The sequence below is a fragment of the Aestuariibius violaceus genome, assembly GCF_040779325.2.
GTDB classification, from domain to species: Bacteria; Pseudomonadota; Alphaproteobacteria; order Rhodobacterales; family Rhodobacteraceae; genus Aestuariibius; species Aestuariibius violaceus.
The window spans coordinates 1-24954 of the sequence record NZ_JBFONT020000003.1; the positions used below are offsets into that span (position 1 = coordinate 1).

The 24954-nt window shown below is 64.0% G+C and carries 27 protein-coding genes and 1 tRNA gene; 14 read left to right on the forward strand and 14 right to left on the reverse strand.

Annotated features, from left to right (window positions below; all coding sequences use genetic code 11):
- The first annotated feature begins 208 nt into the window (after positions 1-208).
- The 3 genes from AADZ90_RS11920 to AADZ90_RS11930 all read left to right on the forward strand — a co-directional run bounded on the left by AADZ90_RS11920 (position 209) and on the right by AADZ90_RS11930 (position 3084).
- The gene (locus AADZ90_RS11920) at positions 209-1204 is read left to right on the forward strand and encodes a TRAP transporter substrate-binding protein (protein WP_367310234.1); all 996 of its coding nucleotides are present in this window, start codon (positions 209-211) and stop codon (positions 1202-1204) included.
- 78 nt (positions 1205-1282) lie between these two features.
- Positions 1283-1810 (forward strand): TRAP transporter small permease subunit, encoded by a 528-nt coding sequence (locus AADZ90_RS11925; RefSeq protein WP_367310235.1) that lies wholly within the window; start codon positions 1283-1285, stop codon positions 1808-1810.
- Positions 1810-3084, forward strand: a complete 1275-nt coding sequence (locus tag AADZ90_RS11930; RefSeq protein WP_367310236.1) for a TRAP transporter large permease — start codon at positions 1810-1812, stop codon at positions 3082-3084. The genes AADZ90_RS11925 and AADZ90_RS11930 overlap by 1 nt, the downstream gene beginning before the upstream one ends.
- Positions 3085-3653: 569 nt before the next feature.
- Here the strand turns inward: AADZ90_RS11930 and AADZ90_RS11935 are convergent.
- The 3 genes from AADZ90_RS11935 to AADZ90_RS11945 all read right to left on the reverse strand — a co-directional run bounded on the left by AADZ90_RS11935 (position 3654) and on the right by AADZ90_RS11945 (position 5557).
- Complete coding sequence (locus AADZ90_RS11935; protein WP_367310237.1) at positions 3654-3830, reverse strand: hypothetical protein; 177 nt, start codon at positions 3828-3830, stop codon at positions 3654-3656.
- Between the two features lie 342 nt (positions 3831-4172).
- Positions 4173-5009, reverse strand: coding sequence for an AAA family ATPase (locus AADZ90_RS11940; RefSeq protein WP_367310238.1), 837 nt, complete (start codon positions 5007-5009; stop codon positions 4173-4175).
- A complete protein-coding gene (locus AADZ90_RS11945; protein WP_411997025.1) occupies positions 5006-5557 on the reverse strand; it encodes a hypothetical protein in 552 nt (183 codons plus the stop codon). Before AADZ90_RS11945 ends, AADZ90_RS11940 begins: the two co-directional genes overlap by 4 nt.
- A gap of 86 nt (positions 5558-5643) precedes the next feature.
- Here AADZ90_RS11945 and AADZ90_RS11950 point away from each other — a divergent pair, with 86 nt between their 5' ends.
- The 3 genes from AADZ90_RS11950 to AADZ90_RS11960 all read left to right on the forward strand — a co-directional run bounded on the left by AADZ90_RS11950 (position 5644) and on the right by AADZ90_RS11960 (position 8835).
- Positions 5644-6297, forward strand: coding sequence for a protein-L-isoaspartate O-methyltransferase family protein (locus AADZ90_RS11950; RefSeq protein WP_367310240.1), 654 nt, complete (start codon positions 5644-5646; stop codon positions 6295-6297).
- Between the two features lie 35 nt (positions 6298-6332).
- Positions 6333-7712: a TolC family outer membrane protein gene (locus tag AADZ90_RS11955; RefSeq protein ID WP_367310241.1), complete on the forward strand. Its 1380-nt coding sequence runs from the start codon at positions 6333-6335 to the stop codon at positions 7710-7712.
- A gap of 73 nt (positions 7713-7785) precedes the next feature.
- The gene (locus AADZ90_RS11960; RefSeq protein WP_367310242.1) at positions 7786-8835 is read left to right on the forward strand and encodes a hypothetical protein; all 1050 of its coding nucleotides are present in this window, start codon (positions 7786-7788) and stop codon (positions 8833-8835) included.
- An 18-nt stretch (positions 8836-8853) separates the two neighbouring features.
- On the opposite strand, the gene AADZ90_RS11965 is transcribed toward AADZ90_RS11960, so the two are convergent.
- A complete protein-coding gene (locus AADZ90_RS11965) occupies positions 8854-10308 on the reverse strand; it encodes a cobyric acid synthase (RefSeq protein ID WP_367310243.1) in 1455 nt (484 codons plus the stop codon).
- Positions 10309-10354: 46 nt separating this feature from the next.
- On the opposite strand from AADZ90_RS11965, the gene AADZ90_RS11970 reads away from it, so the two are divergent.
- On the forward strand, positions 10355-10924 hold the full coding sequence (locus AADZ90_RS11970) for a cobalamin biosynthesis protein CobQ (protein WP_367310244.1): 570 nt from the start codon (positions 10355-10357) through the stop codon (positions 10922-10924).
- 64 nt (positions 10925-10988) lie between these two features.
- Here the strand turns inward: AADZ90_RS11970 and AADZ90_RS11975 are convergent, their stop codons facing one another.
- Positions 10989-11318 (reverse strand): DUF6280 family protein, encoded by a 330-nt coding sequence (locus AADZ90_RS11975; protein WP_367310245.1) that lies wholly within the window; start codon positions 11316-11318, stop codon positions 10989-10991.
- 222 nt (positions 11319-11540) lie between these two features.
- Here AADZ90_RS11975 and efp point away from each other — a divergent pair, with 222 nt between their 5' ends.
- Both efp and AADZ90_RS11985 read left to right on the forward strand, forming a co-directional pair.
- Positions 11541-12104 (forward strand): elongation factor P, encoded by a 564-nt coding sequence (gene efp / locus AADZ90_RS11980; protein ID WP_367310246.1) that lies wholly within the window; start codon positions 11541-11543, stop codon positions 12102-12104.
- Positions 12088-12633: a GNAT family N-acetyltransferase gene (locus tag AADZ90_RS11985; RefSeq protein ID WP_367310247.1), complete on the forward strand. Its 546-nt coding sequence runs from the start codon at positions 12088-12090 to the stop codon at positions 12631-12633. Before efp ends, AADZ90_RS11985 begins: the two co-directional genes overlap by 17 nt.
- 26 nt (positions 12634-12659) lie before the next feature.
- On the opposite strand, the gene ygfZ is transcribed toward AADZ90_RS11985, so the two are convergent.
- Genes ygfZ through AADZ90_RS12000 form a run of 3 tightly spaced genes read right to left on the reverse strand, consistent with a single transcriptional unit; the run spans position 12660 to position 15936 of the window.
- The gene (gene ygfZ, locus AADZ90_RS11990) at positions 12660-13397 is read right to left on the reverse strand and encodes a CAF17-like 4Fe-4S cluster assembly/insertion protein YgfZ (protein ID WP_367310248.1); all 738 of its coding nucleotides are present in this window, start codon (positions 13395-13397) and stop codon (positions 12660-12662) included.
- Positions 13394-15181, reverse strand: a complete 1788-nt coding sequence (locus AADZ90_RS11995; RefSeq protein WP_367310249.1) for an ABC transporter ATP-binding protein — start codon at positions 15179-15181, stop codon at positions 13394-13396. Before AADZ90_RS11995 ends, ygfZ begins: the two co-directional genes overlap by 4 nt.
- Entirely contained in the window at positions 15178-15936 is a 759-nt protein-coding gene (locus tag AADZ90_RS12000; protein ID WP_411997026.1) for a tyrosine-protein phosphatase, read from the reverse strand. The genes AADZ90_RS11995 and AADZ90_RS12000 overlap by 4 nt, the downstream gene beginning before the upstream one ends.
- Before the next feature lie 70 nt (positions 15937-16006).
- Between AADZ90_RS12000 and AADZ90_RS12005 the strand changes: the two genes are divergently transcribed.
- Positions 16007-16795, forward strand: coding sequence for an inositol monophosphatase family protein (locus tag AADZ90_RS12005; RefSeq protein WP_367310251.1), 789 nt, complete (start codon positions 16007-16009; stop codon positions 16793-16795).
- Between the two features lie 167 nt (positions 16796-16962).
- The gene (locus AADZ90_RS12010) at positions 16963-17715 is read left to right on the forward strand and encodes a Crp/Fnr family transcriptional regulator (RefSeq protein WP_367310252.1); all 753 of its coding nucleotides are present in this window, start codon (positions 16963-16965) and stop codon (positions 17713-17715) included.
- A gap of 8 nt (positions 17716-17723) precedes the next feature.
- Here AADZ90_RS12010 and AADZ90_RS12015 read toward each other — a convergent pair whose 3' ends face one another.
- Together AADZ90_RS12015 and AADZ90_RS12020 are read right to left on the reverse strand one after the other, a co-directional pair.
- Positions 17724-18071 (reverse strand): GFA family protein, encoded by a 348-nt coding sequence (locus AADZ90_RS12015; protein WP_367310253.1) that lies wholly within the window; start codon positions 18069-18071, stop codon positions 17724-17726.
- 271 nt (positions 18072-18342) lie between these two features.
- Positions 18343-19080, reverse strand: coding sequence for a rhomboid family intramembrane serine protease (locus tag AADZ90_RS12020; RefSeq protein WP_367310254.1), 738 nt, complete (start codon positions 19078-19080; stop codon positions 18343-18345).
- Between the two features lie 80 nt (positions 19081-19160).
- Between AADZ90_RS12020 and AADZ90_RS12025 the strand changes: the two genes are divergently transcribed.
- Entirely contained in the window at positions 19161-19703 is a 543-nt protein-coding gene (locus AADZ90_RS12025; RefSeq protein WP_367310255.1) for a tetratricopeptide repeat protein, read from the forward strand.
- Between the two features lie 41 nt (positions 19704-19744).
- Positions 19745-19829, forward strand: a tRNA-Leu gene (locus tag AADZ90_RS12030).
- A gap of 73 nt (positions 19830-19902) precedes the next feature.
- Here the strand turns inward: AADZ90_RS12030 and AADZ90_RS12035 are convergent.
- Positions 19903-20493: a YdeI/OmpD-associated family protein gene (locus AADZ90_RS12035; RefSeq protein ID WP_411997027.1), complete on the reverse strand. Its 591-nt coding sequence runs from the start codon at positions 20491-20493 to the stop codon at positions 19903-19905.
- Positions 20493-21284, reverse strand: coding sequence for a lytic murein transglycosylase (locus AADZ90_RS12040; protein ID WP_367310257.1), 792 nt, complete (start codon positions 21282-21284; stop codon positions 20493-20495). Before AADZ90_RS12040 ends, AADZ90_RS12035 begins: the two co-directional genes overlap by 1 nt.
- Positions 21285-21413: 129 nt before the next feature.
- Between AADZ90_RS12040 and AADZ90_RS12045 the strand changes: the two genes are divergently transcribed.
- A complete protein-coding gene (locus tag AADZ90_RS12045; protein WP_367310258.1) occupies positions 21414-22550 on the forward strand; it encodes an AI-2E family transporter in 1137 nt (378 codons plus the stop codon).
- Here AADZ90_RS12045 and metG read toward each other — a convergent pair.
- Together metG and AADZ90_RS12055 are read right to left on the reverse strand one after the other, a co-directional pair.
- On the reverse strand, positions 22547-24259 hold the full coding sequence (gene metG / locus AADZ90_RS12050; protein WP_367310259.1) for a methionine--tRNA ligase: 1713 nt from the start codon (positions 24257-24259) through the stop codon (positions 22547-22549). The genes AADZ90_RS12045 and metG overlap by 4 nt on opposite strands.
- Positions 24260-24322: 63 nt before the next feature.
- Positions 24323-24925 (reverse strand): YceI family protein, encoded by a 603-nt coding sequence (locus AADZ90_RS12055; RefSeq protein WP_367310260.1) that lies wholly within the window; start codon positions 24923-24925, stop codon positions 24323-24325.
- Positions 24926-24954: the final 29 nt, after the last annotated feature.

Sequence of the window (24954 nt, forward strand, 5' to 3'; positions counted from 1 at the left end):
GCCAGATCAAGGCCGACGGCCTTTACTGTCATTGGGTGGCTCCTTTCCTAGCAGTCTTTGACAACTGCACTTTGGCACATTCGATGCCGGTGGAGCAGGAGCCACCCACCTCATCCGGTTTGAGCCGCCTTGACTCTAGGTCAATGCAATTGAAGTCTCTTCGGGAAGACCGTGCGGAGCGCGGCCCTAGAAGACATTGGGAGGTGTCATGAATAGTCTCACCAAAGGGGCCGTCGCGGCGACGGCACTCTTCATTTCTGCTGTTTCGGCGTCGGCCGACACGACCATTCGCGTCACCTTGCAGTTGCCAGAGACCCATTCGCTGGGTCAGAACTGGATGGCCTTTGACGAGATCATCCGCGAGCGCTCCGGTGGAGAGCTCTCCATTCAATTGTTCCCGTCGGCGCAGCTCTTCCGCGACAACGAAGTGCCGGAGGCGGTCGGATCAGGGGCGATCGATGCCGGTTCGGCATTCCTGGGCCGGTTCACCGGGGCGGTTCCTGCAGTCGATGTGATCAACCTACCCTTCCTGTTCGAGGATGAGGCGCATCTGCGGGCAGCAACCGCAACCGGATCGCCCATGCGGGAGTTGCTCGATGCCGCGGTGCTTGAGGAAACGGGGGCGCGTGTGCTCTGGTGGCAGGCCTTCGGCCGGAACGTCTACCTGTCCGACGAACAGGCCATCCGTACGCCTGCGGATATGGAGGGGCAGCGCGTCCGCACCTATGGGCGCGTCCTTGGCTGGACGATCGAGGCGCTTGGCGGCGCGCCGACGCTGATTTCCGGATCGGAGCAGTTTCTGGCCTATCAGCAGGGCACGGTCGATATCGGTATGACCGGTGTGTCCGCCGTCCGGTCGCGGTCGCTCTACGAAGTGATGGACCATATGACCCTGAGTTTCGACAGCGCCATCGAGTTTGTCGCCGTGATCAACAACGACTTCTTCGAAGGGCTGAGCGACGAAGAGCAGCAGATCATCCTGGAGGCTGCCGCCGAAGTGGAACAGCAACTTCGCGATGCGATCTATACCGAAGAAGATGACGCGATTGCCGAGGTCAGCGATCGGATGACGGTTGTCGAACTCACCCCGGATGAGCGTGCGCTCTGGGTCGAGGCGACCTCGGGCGTGGCGGACCGGTTTGTCGAAGACGCCGGTGAACTGGCGGCCGAGGTGGTCGAAGCGGCCCGTGCGTCGGCCAGGTAGACTGGGCAACCCGGTTTGGAGACGAACGCGGCCCTCCGGGATCCGGGCCGCGCCTTATCCACTACAAGGATATGTCTGATGAGGGGCTTGGTCGCATTCGTGCACATCATGGACTGGCTAGCCGAGTGGACGGGCCGCATCGCGGCGTGGTCCTTCTTCGCAGTGGGCCTGTTCATCTGTTACGAGGTCTTCATGCGCTACGTGCTGACCATGCCCACCATTTGGGTGAACGAGGTCAGTCGCATCATTCAGGTCTGGGGCGTCTTCATCGCCATTGCCTATGTGCTGCGCCACCGCAGCCATATCGTCATCGATATCGCGTTCCGCCAGCCCGGCACGACGGGCCGGAAACTGGCGGACACCTTCGCCATGCTCGTGATCATCGCGACCTGCATCGTCATCGCCGTGGGTGGCTGGGAGATCTGGCTGCGCTCGACCCTGTCCGGCCATACGACCGACAGTTCGCTGGCGGTGCCGAAGGTTTTCACGCAATCGGCGCTTTGGGTCGGGTTCGGCCTGATGGCCCTGCAGGCAGTGGCCGAGATCGTGAAGATCTGGACGGGGCTCGGTGCCCCTGCGGAGCCTGACGAACTCGGCGCGCATTGATGGAAACCGTTTTGATCATCTGCGCCCTGATCGGGCTGTTGATCCTGCGGGTTCCCGTGGCGTTCGCCATGGGGGGTCTAGGAGTCTTTCTGCTTTGGTGGAAGGGCCTCCCCCTGATCGGTGTGCCGCAACGGCTTTATGGCGCGATGGACAGTTCTGAGCTTCTGGCGGTGCCGCTGTTTTTGCTGATGTCGAACGTACTGCTCAAAGGCGGGGTCGGCCGAGATCTGTTCGCGGCCGTGCAAGCCTGGGTCGGTCACTGGCCGGGCGGGCTCGGGGTGGCGACCGTGAAGTCCTGCACGCTGTTTTCCGCCATCTCCGGCTCTTCGGTGGCCACCGCGGCGACCATCGGCACGGTCGCGATCCCGGAGATGGAGAAGCGTGGATATGACCGGCCCTTCATCATGGGCCAGTTGGCGGCAGGCGGCACGCTAGGCATCCTGATCCCGCCGTCGATCCCACTGATCCTCTATGGTGTGATTGCAGAGGTCTCGATCCCCACCCTGTTTCTCGCGGGATTGGGCCCGGGGCTGTTTCTGGCGGGGATCTTCATCGTCTATTCGATGATCTATGTGCGGGTCAAAGGGGGCGCATCGCCGTCGCCCACGCCTTGGAAAGAGCGGGGTCGGGCCACCTTGCTGGCGCTTCCGACCGTCCTACTGGCGGTTGCGATCATCGGATCGATCTATGCCGGGATCGCGACGCCATCGGAAAGCGCCGGGGTCGGCTTCGTACTGGCTATGGTGATCACCTTTGCCATGGGTCGTATGAACCTCGCACTTCTGAAGGACGCAGTGGAGGGGGCGTTGAAGACGACGGCCATGATCCTGATCATCGTGGCCGGCGCCAAGATCTTTTCCTTTGCGATCACGCTGTACCTGATCCCGCAATCGATCAGCGCCTGGCTGACGGCGACATTCGACAGCCCGGCGATGTTCATGCTGGCCGTGGGCATGGTCTTGCTGATCATCGGGTTTTTCCTCGAAGCCTTGTCCATGTTGCTGATCATGGTGCCGGTACTGCTTCCGGCGGTTCTGGGGATGGGGATCGATGCCATCTGGTTCGGCATCTTCTTCGTCGTGCTGATCGAAACTGCCCTGATCACACCGCCGGTTGGACTGAACCTGTTCGTTATCCAGGCGGTCGGACGGGCCCGCCTCGAAGAGGTCGTCCGCGGCGCATGGCCGTTCGCCCTGATCATGCTGGCGACCGCAGTGCTGCTCTGGTTCTGGAAGGACCTTGCTCTGTTCATCCCGTATCAGATCGCGACCTGATCGGCTGGCCGAGGATCGCGGCCGCAATTGCGGCGAGTCTTTGAAATGAGGTTTGGGCGAGATGGCTGATATCGGTATCAGGGGCAATCCAAGATACCTGAACGGTAGGCGCCCGTCAGGCCGCTCACGGACGACGTTTCTCACTGATTGGGACTAAGTCCTTGCAAACACGGCGAAGCAGCCTCCCGCCCACTAACACCATCAACTGCTTAGCCTTCGGATGACCATTTAGCCAGCTATGCAATTGCAGATCGGATCTAAAATGCTGCTCCAGCGCCGAGGCATTAGTGGCCAAGCTCGTACGCGGATTGAGGATGTAGCAGGCCATCCGATCGCCCGTTGCAGCTTTCCAAAATTAGAGATCTGATTTCATTGCATTTTTCGCAGAAGCATTCCAAGTGATCGCTGCACGCTCTTACTTTCCGCTGATAAATCAAGTCGTCGAGCAGCCCGTGGTCTGCTGGGGTCGCCCAGTTTTCCTCGTTTACCTGAAAAAAATCTCCGCGTGACAGGGGGGGCGGGTCTAGCGCCATAAAGATCTCAGACTTTCGCCCCCCCTGTACCGGGACTTAATCAACCACCCCTTGGAATTCGCTGATCATGGCCACCGTTGAGACGATCTCAACGCGCCACGGAGATCGCTGCATCACCGGCCATTCCATCGTTGCTTCAGTCTCGAACAAGCCGCTAGCGTCGCCAGGGCTGCAGTCTCGGCAAGGGTCAGTCAGATCATTGGTGTCGGTCATGTTGGTCTCTCCCATCGAACACCTGCGGGCTCAACGGTCCTGGGTCACTCTCCTCAGAGGGGGTGGGAAGGCCCCTTTAGGGGGCCTCCCCCCCGCGGCCCTTTGGGGGTCGTCAGATGCGTGAGCTTCGAGGTGCGTTTCCTCATCTTCCCTTCCTAACTATTCGTTGAGCACATCTTCCCTGGCCGCTTACCCGCGGTACGAAGAGGGTGCGCGGCCATCGCCCCTCGCGCTGATACGGTGTCGGTCAGTGCGTCCTCTCCAGGCCAACAGCCATCGGTGGGTGAACCACCCTCGGGCCAGGACAGTCTCCCCCCGCGGGGGAGCCTCACGAAGGCGGGATCAGACGCGGAATGTGCTCTGTCGCTTCTCCTCTCGTGTCTGAACGATGCAACTCGTGACCGGATCGCCATCGCTATCCGTTCCGAGCCGGACTTCCTTGAGTTCGAAGAAATGCTCCGCCCCGCCGCACTGATCGCGCTGCTTGGTAGTCCGTGCGAGGCGGAGATCTCCGTCGCTCTTCGACAGCTCAACCTCCGTATCGACGGCGGCGCGGAGGCTGGAATGGCCACGCGCGCCCCTTGCCGCATCCTTCCCTGTGTGATGGACAAACATGACGTGCGCACCTGTTTCGTCCCGGATGATTTCTGCGCTACGGATGAGGGCGCTCACATCGCCGCTGGTGTTCTCGTCGGCACCACCCATGACCCGGGCCAAGATGTCGATGACGACAAGCGAAAACTGGACACTCTGCACTTCGGCAAGATGCTGCACGATCTCGGAAAGCGGCTTTCCCTGAGGGCTGGGTCCGGCGAGGTTGAGTGGGCCTTGCAACACCATGAAGCTCGCCTTGCGCGCGACGAGGCGATTGGCGAACATCGCACCTCCCTCGGCCGCGCAATAGAGCACGGCACCCGCCCGGGTGCGGCAATCGTTCCACATCGTGCCTTGATGGACCGCTTGGGCCACGTCGATCGCCCAGAAGGATTTGCCAACATTGGAATCGCCATAGACAACGCTAATCGCGTTTCGATCCAGCCAACCCTTGATGACGTAATCTCGCTCGATCACAGGCCCGATTTCCCGGGCAAAGTCGATCCGGCCGTGCAATTCCTTCGCCCGAGCGGAAAGCTCGCGCCGCCAGATCGGCGTCACGTTATCCTTTTGATCCCTGGTCATGTCGCATCCTCTGCAGCGCGGTTCACATGGTTGAGAAAGGCCTTCTGATCGGCCTCGCTCAGGGCCTCGAAAGCAGCCAGCATATAGGCCTTTTTCTCTGCGCGAGAGGCGAGACCTGCCCACCAGCGAGCATCGCTCATGTGCGAAACGAACTTCGGAGGCGGGTATCCAGCGAAGCGAAGAACCGTTCGGATTACCTCTTCCGCCTCATCCGCGTTCAAGCTTTTCAGTGCCGACCAGGCGATCGAGGCGCGCTCCGGCGCAGTCAGCAGCTCTTCGATCCAATCTGAAAAACCGAGCCACGCGGAATGACTGCCATCTCGAAGGCTGGCGGCAAGCCGCGCACCCGCGCGATCGTGCCACGGTGAACTCAGCTGGACGGTATCGTTATCAGGTTCGCCAGGTGTTCCCGGAATGTCCTGACAACAATTTTCGGCTAAGTCGCTCTTTGGTTTGGTTTCGATGCAGGATTTGCAATCCGCTGCGTAACCACTCCGCCAACTCGCCGAAGCATCGGCGGGGATATACCAGTGCCGGAAACCGCGCAAGCGGCTAAACCCGCCCAAGGGGCGTTGCCGCGCGGCGGGTTCTGTGGCATCACGGCGAAAAGAACTGAACGGAAGAGTTTAGCCCCGTGGCAGATTACGCAGAGCGGCGCCGGATCATGGTCGACACGCAGATCCGGCCATCCGATGTCACCAAGTTCCCGATCATCAAGGCGATGCTCAACGTCCCGCGTGAGGCCTTCGTGCCCGATGCCGCGCGAGAGGCGGCCTATATGGGCGAGCATCTGCCGCTGGCCCCCGGCCGCGTCATCCTGGATCCGCGGGTGGTGGCCAAGATGATCAACGCGCTCGATGCGGATCAGGGCGATGTCGCGCTCGATATCGGCTGCGGGCTGGGCTACTCGGCAGCGCTCCTGGCGCAGCTCTGCGAGGCTGTCGTCGCGGTCGAGGATGACGCCGCCCGCGTCGCCGATGCGCAGGCCGCGCTGTCGGAACACGACATCGACAATGCCGCTGTCATCGAAGGTGCCCTGGCCGATGGCGCGCCCAAGCACGGACCCTATGACATCATCCTGATCGAAGGCGGGGTCGAGACGGTGCCGGATGCGCTGACCGATCAGCTCAAGGACGGTGGCCGGATCGCGGCGCTTTTCGTCGACGGCCGGCTGGGCACCGTGCGGATCGGCCACCGGACGGGTGGGCGCCTCTCCTGGCGGGACGAGTTCAATGCGGGCGCCCCGGTGCTCGATGGTTTCCGGAAAGAAGCTGCGTTTCAGTTCTAGTCAGCCCTCGAATGAGTTTTCAGCAAGGACGCGACATGAGATCATTGACCTTTGCCGGTATCGCCGCTCTCACGCTTGCCGCCGTCAGCGGGCCGGCCCGGGCCGATACGCTGGCCGACGCGCTCGTCGCGGCCTACGAGAATAGCGGCCTTCTGGAGCAGAACCGCGCGCTTCTGCGCGCCGCGGACGAGGATGTGGCCCAGGCCGTCGCCAACCTCCAGCCGGTGATCGACTATGTCGTCCAATCCCAGTTCACCAACGTGACCGGCGGCGATTTCGCCAGCAATGTTACCACGACCGCGCAGCTAAGCTTCGAGCTTCTGCTCTATGATGGCGGGGCCAACCGCCTTGGCGTCGACGCGGTGCAGGAAACCGTCCTTGCCACGCGCCAGTCGCTCCTCGGGATCGAACAGAACGTCTTCTTTCAGGCGGTGTCCGCCTATGTCGGCGTCCGCGAGGCGCGCGATATCGTGGCGGTCCGGCAGAACAATGTGGGTCTGATCAGCGAAGAGCTGCGGGCCGCCCGCGACCGCTTCGATGTGGGCGAAGTGACCCGGACCGATGTCGCCCTGGCTGAATCGCGTCTGGCCGAGGCGCGCAGCGAACTGGCCCAGGCCCAGGGCGCACTGACCCGGGCAGTCGAAGAATATGGTCGCATCGTCGGGCGTGAACCTGGCAGTCTGCAGGCCCCAAGCAGCCTGCCGCAGATCCCTGGCTCAACGGACGAGGCGAAGGGCGTCGCGCTCCGCACCCATCCCGACATCCGTGCAAGTCAGCGCCGCATCGCCGCGGCCGAACTCAGGGTCGACCAGGCCGAAGCGCGGCTCGAACCGCGCATCTCGCTGCAAAGCTCGATCCAGGTTGACGAAGACGACTTGAACGACCGCTTCGATCCGCTCGAAAGCGTGGGTGTCATCGCGAACGGCACCATCTACCAGGGCGGGCGGCTTTCCAGCCAGATCCGTCAGGCCATGGCCAGCCGAGACGCGGAGCGGGGCGATCTCATATCGATCCGTCGGCTGGTCGAGGCCGATGTGGGCAATGCCTATGCCGATTTGCGTTCTGCTTCCGCCAGCCTTGTCGCTACTGCAGAGCAAATCCGCGCTGCCGACATCGCGTTCCAGGGCGTCAGGGAAGAGGCGACACTGGGCGCGCGCACCACGCTCGACGTGCTCGAGGCCGAGCAGGACCTGCTCGACGCGCGCACCCTGCGCATCTCGGCCGAGGCCGATCAGGTCATCGCCGTTTACCAGGTTTTGCAGAGCATGGGGCTGCTGACCGCCGACCATCTGGGGCTCGGCATCCAGACCTACGACCCTGCGGCCTACTACAATCTGGTCAACGAAGGTCCGGCGATCATGTCCGAACAGGGCAGGGCGCTCGACCGTGTCCTCAGAGCAATTGGAAACGATTGAAAAAGATGCTAAGGGTTGTCGCGGGTAGGGCGTGAAATCTAGTCTCGGTTGCGAGGCTGAAGAAAGTTGACCTATGTCCGACCCACGCGGCACCGCCGAAATCGAAGAAGTCCTTTCCTCCGTCCGCAAGCTGGTCTCCAACGAGGACCGTCCCGCCCGCAAGGGGCTGGACACCGCGCAGACCGCGCAGCTCGGACGTCTTGTTCTCACCCCGGCCGATGCCGTGCCTGAAAAGGCCAAGGATGACACTCCGGCCACCGGCCGGCTCGTCCTGACCCCGGCCTTGCGCGTCACCGACAAACCGGCAGAGCCCACCGCGACCGAGGCAGAGCCGCCTGCCATCGACGCCGAACTGCCGCCGGTGGAACCCAAGCCGCTCGTCCTCGACAGCGTCGCGGCGCTGCGTGCGATGACCGCCGGACCGGTCGAGGAGGCGCCGCAGGCCCCCAAGGTTCAGCCCGAGGTGCTCAACGCGCTCGACACCAAAATCGCAGAGCTCGAAGCGGCTATCGCCCGTCAGAAAGGCCGCCAAGCCCCGGCTGAGGGCGCGGCCCCGGTAACGCCCGCCGTCGCCGAAGAGGCTGCCCCGGCCGAAGCTGCACCCGAACCGCAGGACGCCCCCCGGGAGCCGTCCGCGCCCGAGACCGGCAGCCTGCAATCCCCGCCCGTCTTCGCCCACCGGCCGGAACCGGCGGAGGATGCACATGCCGAGGATCCCGCCGCTGAGGCGGAAGAGCCCGAAATCGCAATCGGCGCAGACCTCGAAGAGGCCGAGGAACCCGAGATGCCCGAGCGTCGGGCGCAGGAAGTCGGCCTCCGCCTTGTCCCCTCCGCCGCAGACGAGGCCGAGACCGAGGAGGATGATCCCTGGGCCGCGACAGCCGGCGACGACGAAACCCCGTCTGACGAGGAAGAGCTCGACCGTCAGGACAGCCTCCAGGATGATCTCACCCTGATCATGGGCGACAGCGGCAAGATCGACGAAGAGGTGCTGCGCCGCGTCATCACCGAGATCGTCCACGAAGAGCTTCAGGGCGCCCTTGGCGAGCGCATCACGCGCAATGTCCGCAAGCTCGTCCGGCGCGAGATCTTCCGGGTTCTCGCCAGCCAGGACCTCGACTGACCGTTCAGGGTCTCGACCCTAACCCACGGGCTCCGCCAGCGACAGGATCAGGTCGAGGTCCAGATGGGCCTCGACATGGGTGGCAAGGGCGTCCAGCGCGTCCTCCACGCCGTTCTCGAAGGCCAAATCTCCCTCAAGCGCACCGAACCGCCCCAGATAGGCGCGCCGAAACGCGTCCGACGCGAAGAGGCCGTGCAGATAGCACCCCATTACCCGCCCGTCCGCTGACGCGGCGCCTTCCATCCGCCCACCCACGCTCAGCCAGGCCCGCGCCGTGTCCGGCCCCTCCGTTCGCCCGATATGGATCTCGTAGCCGCGCACCGCGTCGCCCGTCGCGCCATAAACGGCCTCGACCTCCGTCAGCCGCTTCTCGGGCACCATCACCGTCTCGACATCCAGCCAGCCGAGCCCCTGATGCCGCCCGGGCCGCCCTTCGATCCCGTCCGGATCGTCGATCCAGCGCCCCAGCATCTGATACCCGCCGCATAGGCCCAGAACGTGCCCGCCGCGCCGGATATGGGCGTGCAGGTCCACGTCCCAGCCCTGCGCCCGGAACGTCTCCAGATCCGCGATCGTGGCTTTCGACCCCGGGATCAGCACCAGATCCGCATCGCCGGGCAGGGGGCGCCCGGGTGGCACGATCTCCACGCTGACCGACGGCTCTGCCGAGAGCGGATCGAGATCGTCGAAATTCGCGATCCGGCCCAGCTGCGGCACAGCCACCTTGATCGCCCCGCCGGGCCGCGAGGCCAGATCCAGCACATCCTCCGCGGGCAGCCGCCAGGCGTCGGCAAACCACGGCACGACCCCCGCCGACGGCCAGCCGGTGCGCCCCACGATTTCCTCCAGCCCGCTCGCGAACAGCCCCGGATCCCCGCGGAACTTGTTCACCGCAAATCCCTTAATCCGGCCCCGGTCCCCGTCATCCAGCACCGCATGGGTCCCGACCAGCTGCGCGATCACGCCGCCCCGGTCGATATCGCCCACCAGCAGAACCGGGCAGCCCGCCGCCTCCGCAAACCCCATATTCGCAATATCCCCCGCGCGCAGGTTGATCTCCGCCGGCGACCCGGCGCCTTCGACCAGCACCAGATCGCGCCCCTCTGCAATCCGTCGGTAGCTCTCCATCACCGGCCCGATCAGCTCGCCCTTCCGGCGCCCGTATTCCGCTCCCCGCATCGTCCCGAACCGCCGCCCTTGCACGACGATCTGCGCGCCCGTGTCGGTTTCTGGCTTCAGCAGCACCGGGTTCATGTCCACCAGCGGCGCCAGCCCCGCCGCCCGCGCCTGCAGCGCCTGCGCCCGGCCGATCTCGCCTCCATCGGCGGTCACGGCGGCGTTGTTTGACATGTTCTGCGGCTTGAACGGCGCTATGGCCAAGCCCCGGCGGCAAAAGGCCCGCGCCAACCCGGCCACCAGCAGCGACTTGCCCACATTCGATCCGGCGCCCTGCACCATGATCGCCTTTGCCATCGCCACCTCCTGCTATAGCTTCCCCCGAAGGCCGCAGGGGACGCAGATGAACACTCCAGCCCACCTGATCTTCGGCCTCGCCGCCTTTGGCAAGCCCGATGCGCCCAAGATCGCGCTCGCCGCGCTTGCAGGCAGCATCATTCCCGATCTCTCGCTCTACCTCATGGTCGGCTGGCACCTCGCCATCCTCGGCACCGACCCCCAGATTGTCTTCCGGGAGCTCTATTACAGTGATGCCTGGATGCAGGTCTTCGCCATCGACAACAGCTTCATCCTCTGGGGGCTCGCCTTCGGTCTGGCGCTCTATACCCGCCGCAGCTGGGCCATCGCGCTGACCGGCGCCGCACTCCTGCACCTCGCGCTCGACTTCCCGCTCCACCACGACGATGGCCGCCCGCAATTCTGGCCGCTCACCATGTGGATCTACGAAAGCCCCGTCAGCTACTGGGACAACCGCAATGGCGGCTGGTGGATCGGCCCGCTCGAGGCGCTTCTTTCGACCGCGCTCGTCGCCTGGATCATCATCCGCTTCCGCGCGCTCTGGATCCGCGCCACCGCCCTCGTCCTGCTGGTCATGGAATGGAGCGCCTCGGGCATCTGGCGCTTCATCTTCTGACGCCAAAAGAAAAACGCGCCCCGAAGGACGCGCAGAACAAAGAACCGGAACTGGGGGTGAGGCGTCAGGCCGCCTTCTGCTGGGCCAGAAGCTCGGCTGCCTGGCGGCGCTCGCTTTCCTCGCGCGACAGCGCCACAGAGGTGCGCACACCCTTGCCCACGAAATCCATCAGACCCTGCACGACCCGCTCGTTCGGGTCGATCCCGGCGCAGGACAGCACCTCGCGCCCATCGCGCGAGCGGGCCCAGCGGGCAATCTGTTCAGGGCCGTTGCCATATTTCTTGTCATCGGCGATCGCGTCATCCAGGGCCGCCAAAACAACCGCGGCAAACAGTTTTCGCGCGCGGTTTCCCTGTTCGTTGTTGAACGCGGTACCATCGACAAAGTCAGTCATGTCCGATCCTTCTTATTGCTCTTGTTATCCGCCGTAGCGGCCCTTATGCCCGGTTTCGAGGCGATTCGGGGTTTCTCATTAGGAATATCTGCCATGCACCCCACGCATGGCAAAGGCGGTCAATTACCGCATCTGGTGCTCTTGTCCGCTCACAACCTGCCAGATATAGCTCTTGTCAACCAATCATCAACCTTTCGCCAAGAATCTGTCACGAGGCCAGAAATGCCGAAAATCAACGGCAACGAAATCCGCCCTGGAAATGTGCTCGAACATAACGATGGCCTCTGGGTCGCGGTCAAGGTCGATCACGTAAAGCCCGGCAAGGGCGGTGCATTCGCTCAGGTTGAACTCAAGAACCTGCGCAACGGTTCCAAGCTCAACGAACGCTTCCGGTCGGCCGACAAGGTCGAACGTGTCCGCCTCGAACAGAAGGACCAGCAATTCCTCTACGAGACCGACGGCAACCTCGTCTTCATGGATCAGGAAACGTTCGAACAGATCGAGCTGCCCGCCGACATCCTCGGCGAACGCCGCCCGTTCCTGCAGGACGGGATGACCATCCAGATCGAGTTCTACGACAGCGAAGCGCTCAGCGCGACGCTGCCGCAGAAGGTGACCTGCACGATTGCCGAGACCGAACCGGTGGTAAAAGGCCAGACCGCGGCCAATTCGTTCAAGCCCGCGCTGCTCGACAACGGCGTGCGGGTGATGGTGCCGCCTTTCGTCGGCGAAGGCGAGGCGATCATCGTCAATACCGAGACGATGGACTATGCCGAACGGGCCTGACGGCCTGCGCATCGCAGAGCTGCGCGCGGACGACGCCCCCCAGATCCTGCCGCTTTGCCACATGGTGCAGCGCCTGCATGTGGAGAAGGGTGACGGCAGCTTCCGCGAGATGTCCGATGCGGAGTGGCTGGGACACCTGAACACCATGATCGACGGGCAGGGCACCGGCATCCTCGCCGCCTGGTTGGGGGAGGGACCGCCCGCGGGCTACCTGATCCACCAGATCGAAGACACGGCCAAGCATCCGTTTCGTGACCCCTACCGCGAGGGCTACATCCAGCAGATCGCTGTGGCAGAGGCCCATCACCGCCGCGGCATCGGCACCGCCCTGATCAATGCGGCACTAAGCCTCTTCGCCGAGGCCGACGCCACCCGCTGGCGGGCCAGCTGGTGGGATTTCAACGCTGCCTCCGCAGCGTTGTTCGCAAAGCTGACCAAGGATGCGGCCGTCACGACAGCGATGGGGCCGGTCTCCAGCCAGGATTTTCTAGAAAATTCTGCAAACCCAAATTCTTCTAGAAGAATTTGACCCTCAAAATCCTTCGAGAAGGATTTTCAGCCCGCCGTCTCCATCAGAGGCACCACGCGCGCCTCCCCCGCGGTCAGCTCCGCCTTCGCCCGGTCGAACCGCAGAAACGCGATCGCTTCGTCGCCCGCGCGTGTGTGGAGCGTTCCGGCCTCCCGTCCATCGGCCATCACGATCGGCGTGCCCGGCTCGGCCGCACCCTCGACCGCGACCTTCACGAGGCCCTTGCGCAGGGCTGTCTTGTGTTTCATCCGCGCGACGATCTCCTGGCCCACGAAGCAGCCCTTCTTGAAATCGACGCCATTCAGCCGCTCGAACCCGGCCTCCAGGATGTAGCTGTCGGGCGTCAGTTCCAGCCCCGCCTCCGGGATCACATGGGCGACCCGGATCGCATCCCAATCCACATCCTCCCCCGGCTGCCCGTCATAGCCGCGCCAGCCAAGGGCGGGATGGCGGGGATCCGCAAAGGCACCTTCGGGGGGCGCGCCCCGTCCGCGCGTCACCGCCAGCCCGGCCTCTTCGATCGTCACGTCCGCCCGTAGCTTGTACATGCTCAGCCGCTGCGCCAGCGCCGCGGTGTGGCTGTCCGCCACATCGACGAAAAGCGCGCCGTCCCGCTCGAAGATCAGGAAATCAGCGATGTACTTGCCCTGCGGCGTCAGCAGCGCCGCATAGACCAGCCCGTCCGACGTCCCCCCCAGATCGTTCGTCACCAGATCCTGCAGGAACTTGCGTGCCTCGCTGCCGGACACTTTCAGAACCGTCACGCCTCGACCTCCGCCCCGTCCCTGTCTTCGTCCTCGAACTGCATGCGGTAGAGATCGGCATAGAGGCCGCCTTTCGCAAGGAGGGCGTCGTGCGAGCCTTCCTCCATCACACGCCCCTGATCCATGACGACAATCTTGTCGGCATTTCGGACCGTCGACAGGCGGTGGGCGATGACCAGCGTCGTCCGCCCCTGGCTCAGCTTGTCCAAGGCGGATTGCACGATCGCCTCCGACTTGGTGTCAAGCGCCGAGGTCGCCTCGTCCAGCAGCAGGATCGGCGTGTCGCGCAGCAGCGCGCGGGCGATGGCGACCCGCTGCCGCTGTCCGCCCGACAGGTTCGACCCGCGCGGGCCGACCGGGCTGTCCACCCCGTCCGCCAGCTGGTCGAGGAACGGCGTGACATAGGCCGCATCAAGCGCCCGCTGCAGCTCGTCCTCGCTCACGTCGTCGCGGCCCAGCAGAACGTTGTCCTTCAGGCTTTCGTCAAAGAGCAGTGCGTCCTGCGTGACGACCGAGAACAGCCCCCGCAGTTCGGCAAGGTCGATCTGCTCGATCGGAACGCCCGCGATGCGCACCCGGCCCGCCTGCGGCTCCACCAGGCGCGTCAGCACGTTGAAAACCGTCGACTTGCCGGCGCCCGAGGCCCCGACCAGCGCCGTCGTCTTGCCGGCTTCGGCCACGAAGGACGCGCGCCGCAAGACGGGCAGGTCCTCATAGGCCAGCTCCACCTCTTCCAACCGTATCTCGGGCATATCCCGCGGCGCAGGCCGGGGCGTGGCGGTCACCGTCAGGGACGGGTGCGTGTCGAACAGCGCCCGCACCCGTTCGATCCCTGCGGCCGCCGACGCCCAGAGGCCCGACAGGCTCGCCAGCCGCCGCACCGGATCGAAGGCCGATCCGATGGCGAAGAAGAAGGCCACGAAATCCCCCGGCGTGGCCTGGCCGTTGATGATCTGCCGCCCGCAGATCACGAGGACGGCAAAGAACCCGATCCCGGCCATCACATCGGCCATCCCGGGCACCATCGCCCGGCCGAAGGCGCTTTTCATTGCCACTGCATTCCGCTCTTCCACCAGCGCCTCGTAGCGATCACCCTGATATTCCTCGAGCGCGTTCAGCTTCACCGGATTGATCCCGTGGAAGATCTCGTCGAGCCGCAGTGACATCTTCCCTGACAGCTCGCGGGCCTCGCGCGAGGTCTGCCGCACATAGCGCTGGGCCAGATAGGCGGGCAGAACCAGCACCGGCAGGCCCACAAGGGCGATCAGTGTCCATTGCGGATTGATGATGATCGCCGCCGTCATCAGAGAGATCAGCTGCCACGCATCCCGCCCCGCGCCCGAGATCAGCGCCGACCAGACAGAGTTGATCCCCCCCACATCCCCCTGCACCCGCTCGATCAGATAGCCCGGCGGGTGGTTCTGGTGGAACGTGGTGTCGAGCGTCATCAGATGGCGCGCCAGCGCGCCCATCACCTCGGCCGCCGTGCGCTGCTTGATCCGCGTGATCAAGAGCTTCTGGCAGACCGACATGATGCCGCGCACCACGAAGGTCCCGAAGACGATGAAGGCGATCGTCCAGAGCGCGCCCATATTCGTCCCGGCGAGTGCCACGTCGAACATCGGCTTCAGCATGTAGGCCAGCAGCCCCGCCATCGCCCCTTCGATCGACATCATCGCCATGGCCAGGGCCAGCCACCACTTGTGCTTGGCCAGATACCGCCGCCAGAGCCAGAAAAAGAGGACGCTCGGCTCCTCCGTCGGTTTGCCCTTGGGCGCCCTCACCGCTTCCACCAGGGCAGGGCGTCGAACGAGGCCTGGATCGCGTCGCGGTCATATTCCGTCCGGATCCACTCCTCGATCCCCATCTCCCCCTCGCGCGCGGCATAGAGGTCGAGGATATGGTCCAGGATCCCGGTCTTCGTCTGGCGGATATGGATATAGCGCAGGCCCAGCTGCCGCCGTGCCTCCTCCACCGGCCGCCCCTCCACCGCCATCAGATAAAGCGCCGAGGCGAACCCGGCCCGGTCCGCCCCCGACTTGCAATGCAGAAGGAACGGCTTCGGCAGCGTCCGCAGGTGGTGGATTACCGTCAGCAGCTCCTCCTGCCGCGCGGGCTTGCGGGCATAGAGCCGCGCATCGACCATCTCGATCCCCGCCGCCGCGCAGGCCGCGCGTTCCTCATGGTAATGCCCGCGCTTCTCGCGCCCCCGCAGGTTCAAGATCGTCTTGATCCCCAGCTCCTTGTACTGCGCGATCCGCGCCGGCGTCGGATGGTTCGACCGGTAGACCCCGGGCGCCACCTGGAAGAAGTTCGTCCAGTGGTGCCGCAGATATTTCTGATCGAACAGGTTGTCGTGCCACGCCGCCAGGCGCTTGCCCTCGGGCGTGGCGTATTCCTCGGCACTCATCTTCCGCATCCGGCGGCGGAGCGAACGATAGCTCTCGACCGCCTTGCGGGGCAGGTAGGGGGGGTAGGGGGCGCGGCTCATCACCCGCGCGATGTAGAGCCTCCGCCAGCGCCCCGCAAGCAGCAGCACCGCGTCGCGGGCCCATTGCGCCGCTCTCCGCCCCGGCCTATAGCCCCCGCGAACCGAGGGGAGCCGGATAATGGCAGGCAGCGCCAATCTCAACGTGATGATCAAGACCGCGCGCGCCGCGGGCCGCCAGCTTGCCAAGGATTTCCGCGAGGTCGAGCAGCTCCAGGTCTCCCGTAAGGGCCCGGGCGATTTCGTCTCCCGCGCCGATACCGCCGCCGAACAGCTGATCCGCGAGGCGCTGATGGAGGCGCGCCCGACCTACGGCTTCCTCGGCGAGGAAGGCGAAGAGACCCTTGGCGAGGATCCCACCCGCCGCTGGGTCGTCGACCCCCTCGACGGGACCACGAACTTCCTCCACGGCATGCCGCACTGGGCCATCTCCATCGCGCTGGAACACAAGGGCCAGATCGTCGCGGGCGTCATCTACGACCCCGCGAAGGACGAGCTTTTCTGGGCCGAGAAAGGGCAGGGCGCCTGGATGAACGAAAGCCGCCTGCGCGTCTCGGCCCGCAGCCGCATGGCCGACAGCGTCTTCGCCACCGGCCTGCCCTACGGCCCGTCCAAACACCTGCCCACCGAACTCCAGGACCTCGCCCGCCTCCTGCCCGCCTGCGCCGGCGTCCGCCGCTGGGGCGCCGCCGCGCTCGATCTCGCTTACGTCGCCGCCGGCCGCTACGACGGCTTCTGGGAACGCGGCCTCCACGCCTGGGACGTCGCCGCGGGCCTCATCATCGTCCGCGAGGCCGGCGGCCTGGCCGAACCCATCGACCCGTCCGGCAACATCCTCGAAGACGGCACGATCCTCTGCGCGAACGAGGCGATCTTCGACCAGTTCGCCAAGGTGATCCGGGGCGGCTAGCCTCCACCCGCAAGATCAAAAGAAGAACATGCGCCCCCTGAAGCTCTCCGAAAATCAGGGTGTAAACCGCGCTTGACACAAAAATTGTCCCACCAAACCCACGACTTGGGGTGTAAACCCTCGAGATTTAACTTAAGTTAAGTCGCATATCTCGCGATGGAGCCGTCATGTCGACCGGGATCGTCACAGACCTTCGACCACCGGAAAGCTCTAGTGCTATTGTCCGGAAACTCGGCGCGATGACGCTGCTGTCCGAGATGGAAATCAGCTTTCTCGAAAGCCTCCAGATCAACCGCATTCAGGTCGAAGACCAAGTTGATTTCATTCAGGACGGACAAGACCTCAAGGCCACGTTCATCGTCACCTCGGGATGGGCGATCCGCTATCTTTTGACCGAAGACGGCAGGCGCCAGATCCTCAGCTTCGCCCTCCCGGGCGACATCTTGGGCCTGCACATCAACTTTCAACGGAAATCCACGTACAACGCCGCGGGCATTCATGATCTCGAACTCGCGGTCATCGATCCCCTGCGCACCATCGAGGTGTCTCAGAAATATCCTGTGCTCTCGGCCGGGTTCAGTTGGTGCACGGCACGCGAATTCGCGATCCTCGGCGACCAGGCGCTCCGCCTCGGACGCCTGTCGGCGTTCAAGAAGCTGTGCCATCTCCTTCTTGAGCTGTGGCATCGCCTGCGGCTCATCAACGAGACGGACGGTCCGTGGTTCGAATTGCCCCTCAGGCAGATCGATCTTGCCGACGCCCTTGGCCTCAGTAACGTGCACATCAACCGGCAGCTTCAGGACATGCGGCGCGCGGGACTGATCACGCAACAGAAGAACTGGATAAAGATCGAAGAGGTCGAGAAGATGATCGAGATCGCGGAATTCGATACCAGCCATCTGGCCGAGTTCCGGATCTAGCGGGTCGCCTACTCGTAGGTCACGCCATCGGACCACCCAAGCGGTTCGTAATCCCGCGGTTGCACCCCCTCCAGCCCGCCAAGGTTCACGCCGAACTCCGTCGGGTCCGACCGCCGCCGGTGGTGCGTATAGATCCCGCAGATCGAGCAGAAGTAATGTTCCGCCGTCTTCGTGTGCCACTGGTAAAGCGTCAGCTTGTCCGCCCCTTGCACAATCCGCAGATCGCCCTCGGGGACCGAAACCGTGGCCGCCGCCCGCCGCCGGCAGAACGAACAATCGCAACGCCGTGCCGCGCTCAGCGGGGCCGACGGCGTGACCTCCAGGACCACCGCGCCGCAATGGCAGCTCAACCGCATCGCATCCTCCCTCTCTCCGCACCGAAAACCGGGCCGAATTCCGGCAGAACAATCCCGCCCTTTTGGGCGGATTGTCGAGGGGTGTTGCGCGATCGCCATCGCACGCACCGTTAAGGGGGCGGTTTCGCCCGACATATGTCCGACGGAACTCCGACCGAATGCCTACGGGATGCCGACACGCCGGATCCCCCGAAAAGTCACGCCTTAACCTCTGATTCGCGCCCGTTTCCGGACGTCGATCCATAAGTCACCGCCGATGGGTGACACCCCGCTACCGCTTGCGGACCACCGGGACCGAACTTCGCCGGTAGGTCGCGTCCGGATGCGGCGGATGCCCATGCGTCCTGACCCAGAACCGCGGCCCGCCCAGCCGCAGCCATAACGGGATCGCCAGAAGCGCGCCGATCACGAACCCCCCCGCATGGGCCCAGTAGGCAACTCCGCCGCTGCCGGTATCTGCGCCCACACCGCGCAGGACCTGAAGCCCGAACCAAAGCGCCAGCATGATCCAGGCAGGCACCGGGATGATCCGGAAAATAACGATAAAAATGAAGAGGATATCCACCTTCGCCCTCGGGAAAAGCAGCAGATATCCTCCCATCACCCCGGCAATCGCGCCCGAGGCACCGACCATCGGGATGGGCGTGAACGGCTCGGCCAGGTACTGCGCCAGACCGGCCGCGACACCGCAGGCCAGATAGAAGATCAGGAAGCCCAACGCCCCCATCTCGTCTTCCAGATTGTCGCCGAAGACCCAGAGAAACAGCATGTTCCCGGCCAGGTGCATCACCCCGCCATGCAGGAAGATCGAGGTCAGAAACCCACTCAACGCCTCCCCTTCGCTGACCCGTGCCGGGATCAGCGCCCAGTCCCAGAACAGCGCGTTCAACCGGGGCGGATCGTTGAAGAGGCCCGCATAGCTGAGAAAAATCAAGATGTTGGCAGCGATCAGGCCATAGGTCACCCACGGCACATTCTGCGACGGATTGTGGTCTCGGATCGGAAACATGGCCTCAGAGGTGACCATACCGGCAGCCCGCGTCAAGCTATGGGCCTTGACCGGGCGGCAAATGGCACGATCATTTAATCATGCGTGCGTTTCTGCTCTGTCTTCTGCTTGGCCCGGGTGTCGTTCTGGCCGAAAACTGCCCGCCTTACGATCAACAGGTCGAAAAACGTGCAGATCTGATGGCCGCCCTCCGCCTCGCCCCCGACGAGATGACTGCCCGCCGCATCACGGGCGAACTTTGGCAGGTCTGGCTCACCGCCCCCGATCAGCGGGCGAAAGACCTGCTCGACGAAGGGATGTCGCGCCGCGAAATGCTTGATTTTGCTGGGGCAATCATCGCCTTCGACACGTTGATCACCTATTGTCCAGCCTATGCCGAAGGCTGGAACCAGCGCGCTTTCGCCCGCTTCCTGCAAGGTGATTATGACGGCGCGCTGGGCGATCTGGATCGCGCGTTGGAGATCTCTCCCGACCATATCGGCGCCCAGTCCGGCAAAGCGCTGAGCCTCCTTGGGCTCGGCCGCAACGAGGAGGCCCAAGGCGTGTTGCGCGATGCGCTCGCCCTCAATCCCTGGCTGCCCGAACGGCATCTCCTGGAAAACCCCCCGGGCGAGCGGCTCTGACCTCTTGCGGCGGCTTGGCGGGCGGCTATGGTCGCGCTCCGGCCCGCGTGGTGGAATGGTAGACACAGGGGACTTAAAATCCCTAGGCGATAAGCCGTGCCGGTTCGAATCCGGCCGCGGGTACCAGCGCCGCTCGGCGCTCTTTCACAAGCGCTTCTCGCTCAGCGAAGAGGCCCGTCAGGGCAGATGAGCGATCGGCCTAGCGCCACTGGTTGGGGCGCTTGCCATCAGCACTGTCACCCGCCGTCTCAGCGATCCGCTTCGCACGTGTTTCGTCCCGTTTCGCATTGAGGATCCATTCCAGGACCCCCCGTTTGATCGAACGTGGAAAGGCATGCCACGTTTCCTCGGCCCCTGGCAGCGCATCAAAAGCCGCCTGCAAATCCGGGGGGATCACGAGGTCTTCCACGTCATCAAGCGCTATCCACGTCCCGTCGATCTTCGACGCCTCGATCTTGCGGCGACCGGCCTCGGTCATCAGCCCCTCGGCCTCCAATTCGTCCACGATATCCTTGTTGATCCGGCTCCAGTTCGATCCGGCCTTGCGTGGCGAGATCCAAAGCATCGTGCGCGTTGCGTCCTTGCCGCGCGACAGGCTGTCGATCCAACCATGGGCGATACACTCGCGAATAATCTCGCCCATCGAGACATAGCGGTCGGGGTCGGACTTCTTGTAGGTGACAAGCCAGATGCCCGTCTCGCGCCGGTGATTCATCCCCAGCCAGGTACGCAATTCCATGCGGGAGGCAACTTCGACCTCCTCACCGTCCTCTAGAGGACGCCTCGCCATCAACCCTCGATCCGGGCCGCCATGATCGCGATGCTCTTCTGATAGACCGTCGCGGCATTCCATTCCTGGATTACCCGGAAGTTCGGCTGGCCTTCCTGATAGCCTTGGCCGGGCTGCCATCCCTTCTGACGCAGGAAATTCGCCGTCGAGGCCAGCGCGTCAGTCTGGTTCGTCAGATCCACCCGCCCGTCCCGGTTCGCATCGACGCCGTAGCGCAGCACGTTGCCGGGCAGGAACTGCGTATGCCCCAGCTCCCCATGCATCGCACCAATCGACCCCGGCGAAATAGCGCCGTTATCGACCAGCCGCAGCGCCGCCAAGGCGTGCCCGGTGAAGAAATCCGACCGGCGGCAATCATAGGCCAGCGTTGTGATCGCCGAGAGGACATTGGCATCCCCCATGAACCGGCCGAACCCCGTCTCCATCCCGTGGATTGCGATGATAACCCCGGCAGGCACACCATAAGCCTGCTCTAGGCTGTTGTAGAAGGCCCGGTCCCGCGCCAGGCGCTGCTGCCCTTGCGAGACGATCGTATCGGAGCCCCGCACCTGCATGAAACGCTCCAGCGAGTAGTTAAAGCTCTTCTGGTTCCGGTCTGCCACAATGGTCCGCGTTGCATATTGCGTCCCCGCCAGCGCTTGCAGCCCGCGCTGGCCGATCCCCGCGCCGGAGGCCTCCTGCGCGAACTGCGCCTTCCAGGAATTGAAGCCCGAGGCATCATTGCCGCATGCGGCGGCAAGGGCGGCACCGGCCTGTAGAAGGCAGGCGGTCAGAAGGATTGGCAGGCGCATCTTGCAAACTCCCTAGAGAGGATCCGAGGCTTATCTAGCATGGCTGACGCCATCCGACGACCCTGCTGTGGGCGGGAACTCGTGGGCGGGAACCTTCGTTCAGATCCCGTAAGGGCGAAGGATCGCGTGATGGAAGAAGACGAACTGGACCGGCGGATCCGGATCGCGAACTGGGCGGTGATTGGCCTGTTCATCCTCTGCCTCGGGGCCGTCGTGGTGCTGGCCCGGGCCTTCCTGATGCCGATCCTTCTGGCGTTTCTCCTCTCTCTCACCTTCTCGCCTGTGCGGCGCGCCCTTGCGCGGCGCGGGGTGCCGGACGCGATCAGCGCTGTCCTGGTCCTCATTGCGCTCGTTTTCTTGATCGGCTCCGCGCTCGCCGGCCTCTCGACACCGTTTCAAAGCTACGCGCAGGACGCCCCCCGCATCATTCAGGACGTGGAACAGAAGCTGCGCGGCCTGTCCTCCGCAGTCGAAAAGGTCGCCGAGGCCAGTGAAGAGGTCGAAAAGCTGGCTTCCGGTGGTGGAGAGGAAGAGATTGGCGAACCCGAGCGGGTCGTGGTCGAAGAAAGCGGTGGCTTCCTCAGCCAGATCGTCAGCAGCACGCCGTCCCTCCTCGCACAGGTGATGCTGACGCTGGTGATGATGTTCTTCCTGATCGCGTCAGGCGACATGTTTTACGAAAAGCTTGTCCAGGCCAGTTCGACCTTCAGCGACAAGAAGCGTTCGCTCAAGATCGCCTTCGATATCGAACGCAAGATCAGCCGCTATTTCCTGACGATCACGGTCATCAATGCGGGGCTTGGCGCCTCTGTCGGGCTTGCACTGTTCCTCCTGGGGATGCCCAATCCGGTGCTCTTCGGCGCGATGGCGTTCGTCCTGAACTTCATCCCCTTCGTCGGTGCGATCTTCGGCGTGATCGTCACTGCCGCGATCGGTCTGGTCCATTACGACACCGCCGGGTCGGCGGCGCTCGCCGCACTTGCCTATCTGGTCCTCACCAGCATCGAAGGGCAGCTAATCACGCCCTACGCGGTCGGTCGCAGCCTGAAACTGAACCCGGTCGTGGTCTTCCTCGCGGTCGCTTTCTGGGGCTGGGCGTGGTCGGTGATCGGCATGGTCATCGCCGTGCCCGTGCTGATCGGCCTCCGCGTGTTTTCGGAACACGTCCCTGGCATGACCGGGCTGGGGCTGTTCCTCGCTGGCCGCGATATCAAGCCGGAAGAACCGGATGAAGAAAAGTCAGCCGAGACGAAACGCGCCGCCTAGGCCCGCACTCCGGCGAACCGGACCTGCCAGTCTTCCCGTTCCTCATCCATGATCTTGCGGAACAGCATGTCCGGCACCGCGAAGGCATGGCCTGCGGGTAGGATCTCCAGCGCCGCCTTCACGTCGTCGGGCCAAGCCGTGTCGTCCGTTTTCATGGCCGAAAGCATCGACTCCGCCGCGTCCGGAATGAACGGCGCCGACAGGACCGCATAAAGACGGATCAGGTTCAGCGCCAGGCGGATCTGCGCTGCCGCCGCCTCGGGGTCTTCCTTGAAGCTCGCCCAAGGTGCCGCCGCCTGCAGATACTCGTTTCCCGCCACCCAGATTGCCCGCAGCTCGCCTGCCGCCTTACGGATCTCGATCGCCTCCATGTGGCGCTCATAGGTGCGGATGCGCTCGGTCAGCTCCGCGATCAGCGCCGCTTCCCGCTCTCCCGCCGCGCCGCCCTCCGGCACGACCTCGCCGAACTTCGACCGGCAGAACTTCGTCACGCGGCTTACGAAGTTGCCCAGCACGTCCGCCAGATCCTTGTTCACCGACGTTTGGAAATTCTCCCACGTGAATTCGCTGTCCGAGCTTTCGGGCACATGGCTCAGCAGCCACCAGCGCCAGTAATCCGCGGGCAGGATCTCCAAAGCCTGATCCATGAAGACGCCGCGCCCTTGAGAGGTCGAGAACTGCCCGCCGTCGTAGTTCAGGTAGTTGAACGATTTCAGGTAATCGACCCGCTTCCACGGCTCGCCCGACCCGATCAGCGTCGCGGGAAAGCTCAGCGTGTGGAACGGCACATTGTCCTTGCCCATGAATTGGGTGTAGCGCACGTCGTCCGCGCCCTTGTCGGTGCGCCACCACCGCTCCCAATCCTCGCCCTTGCCCGCATCGACCCATTCGGCGCCGCAGGCGATGTATTCGATCGGGGCGTCGAACCAGACATAGAATACCTTGTCCTCCATCCCCGGCCAATCCGCGTTACCGCGCTTGACAGGGATCCCCCAGTCCAGATCTCGCGTGATCCCGCGATCCTGCAACCCGTCGCCGTCATGCAGCCACTTCTTGGCGATCGAAGTCGTCAGCACGGGCCAGCCCGTCTGGCTGTCGATCCACGCGTCAAGCTCATCCTTCAGCTTGGACTGCAGCAGATATAGGTGCTTGGTCTCCCGCACCTCTAGATCCGTCGAACCCGAAATGGCCGAGCGGGGGGCGATCAGATCCGTCGGATCCAGCTGTTTGGTGCAGTTCTCGCACTGATCCCCACGGGCCTTCTCGTACCCGCAATTGGGGCACGTCCCCTCGATGTACCGATCCGGCAGAAACCGCCCGTCGGCATTGGAGTAGACCTGCCGCTCCGACCGCTCCTCGATCAGCCCTGCATCGGCCAACCGCCCCGCGAAATGCTGAGTCAGCTTATGGTTCTGCGCGCTGGAGGAACGCCCGTAATGGTCGAAGGACAACCGGAACCCCTCCGCCAACTTTGACTGCGTCGCATGCATCTGGCAGCAATACTCGGCGACCGGCAGGCCCGCTTTAGCAGCGGCCAGCTCGGCGGGCGTCCCATGCTCGTCCGTCGCGCACAAAAACAGCACCTCGCTCCCCCGCGCCCGCTGATACCGCGCGAATAGGTCCGCAGGCAGCTGGGAGCCGATGAGATTCCCAAGATGCTTGATCCCGTTGATATAGGGAATGGCCGAAGTGATCAGATGACGCGTCATGGTACGGGCCCGCAGGTTGGTCCGCGCCGCCTTAGCGCAGCCACCCGCGGGAGGCCAGAGCGCCTAACGTACCCGGTCGACCCGCGCGAGGATCGTGATGTCGATCACAGGCCCGACGTAGCCGGGATAGCCCGACGCACCGAAGGCAGTGCGGTCGACTGCCCCCGTCAGGATGATCGACAACCGGTCCCGCTCTCCCGCCGCAGTGCCCTGCTGCCGGTAAAGCGCTGCATTCAACGTGACTGGCCGGGTCACGCCGCGAACCGTCAGGTTCCCCGTCACCCGCGCCCCGGACAGATCGCCCGTGATCGAAGTTGACTGAAAGGTGATCCGCGGATGCCGCGCTGCATCCAGCACCTGGGCCGAACGCAAGGCCTGACTTGCGAAGGCGAACCCGCCATCCGCCTTCGACGGGTCGAGAGAGACGGCAACACGCGACGCCGACACCCTGTCTAGGTCGATCAGCAGGTCCGCATCCGCGACAGGCATCTGCCCCTGAACTTCTCGCCCCGTGAAATCATAGGTGAAGCCGACCGTGCTTTGCCCCGCGTCCAGCGCATAGCGCTCGGGATCGGCCCAGGCCGACGCCCCAAAAACGCACCATAGGATCACGCAAAGACGCAGCATCACGCCCGCCAATGTGACTTGTCCCGCCGGAGTTGCCATCGCACATTGCCGTGACTTCGCCACCGGAA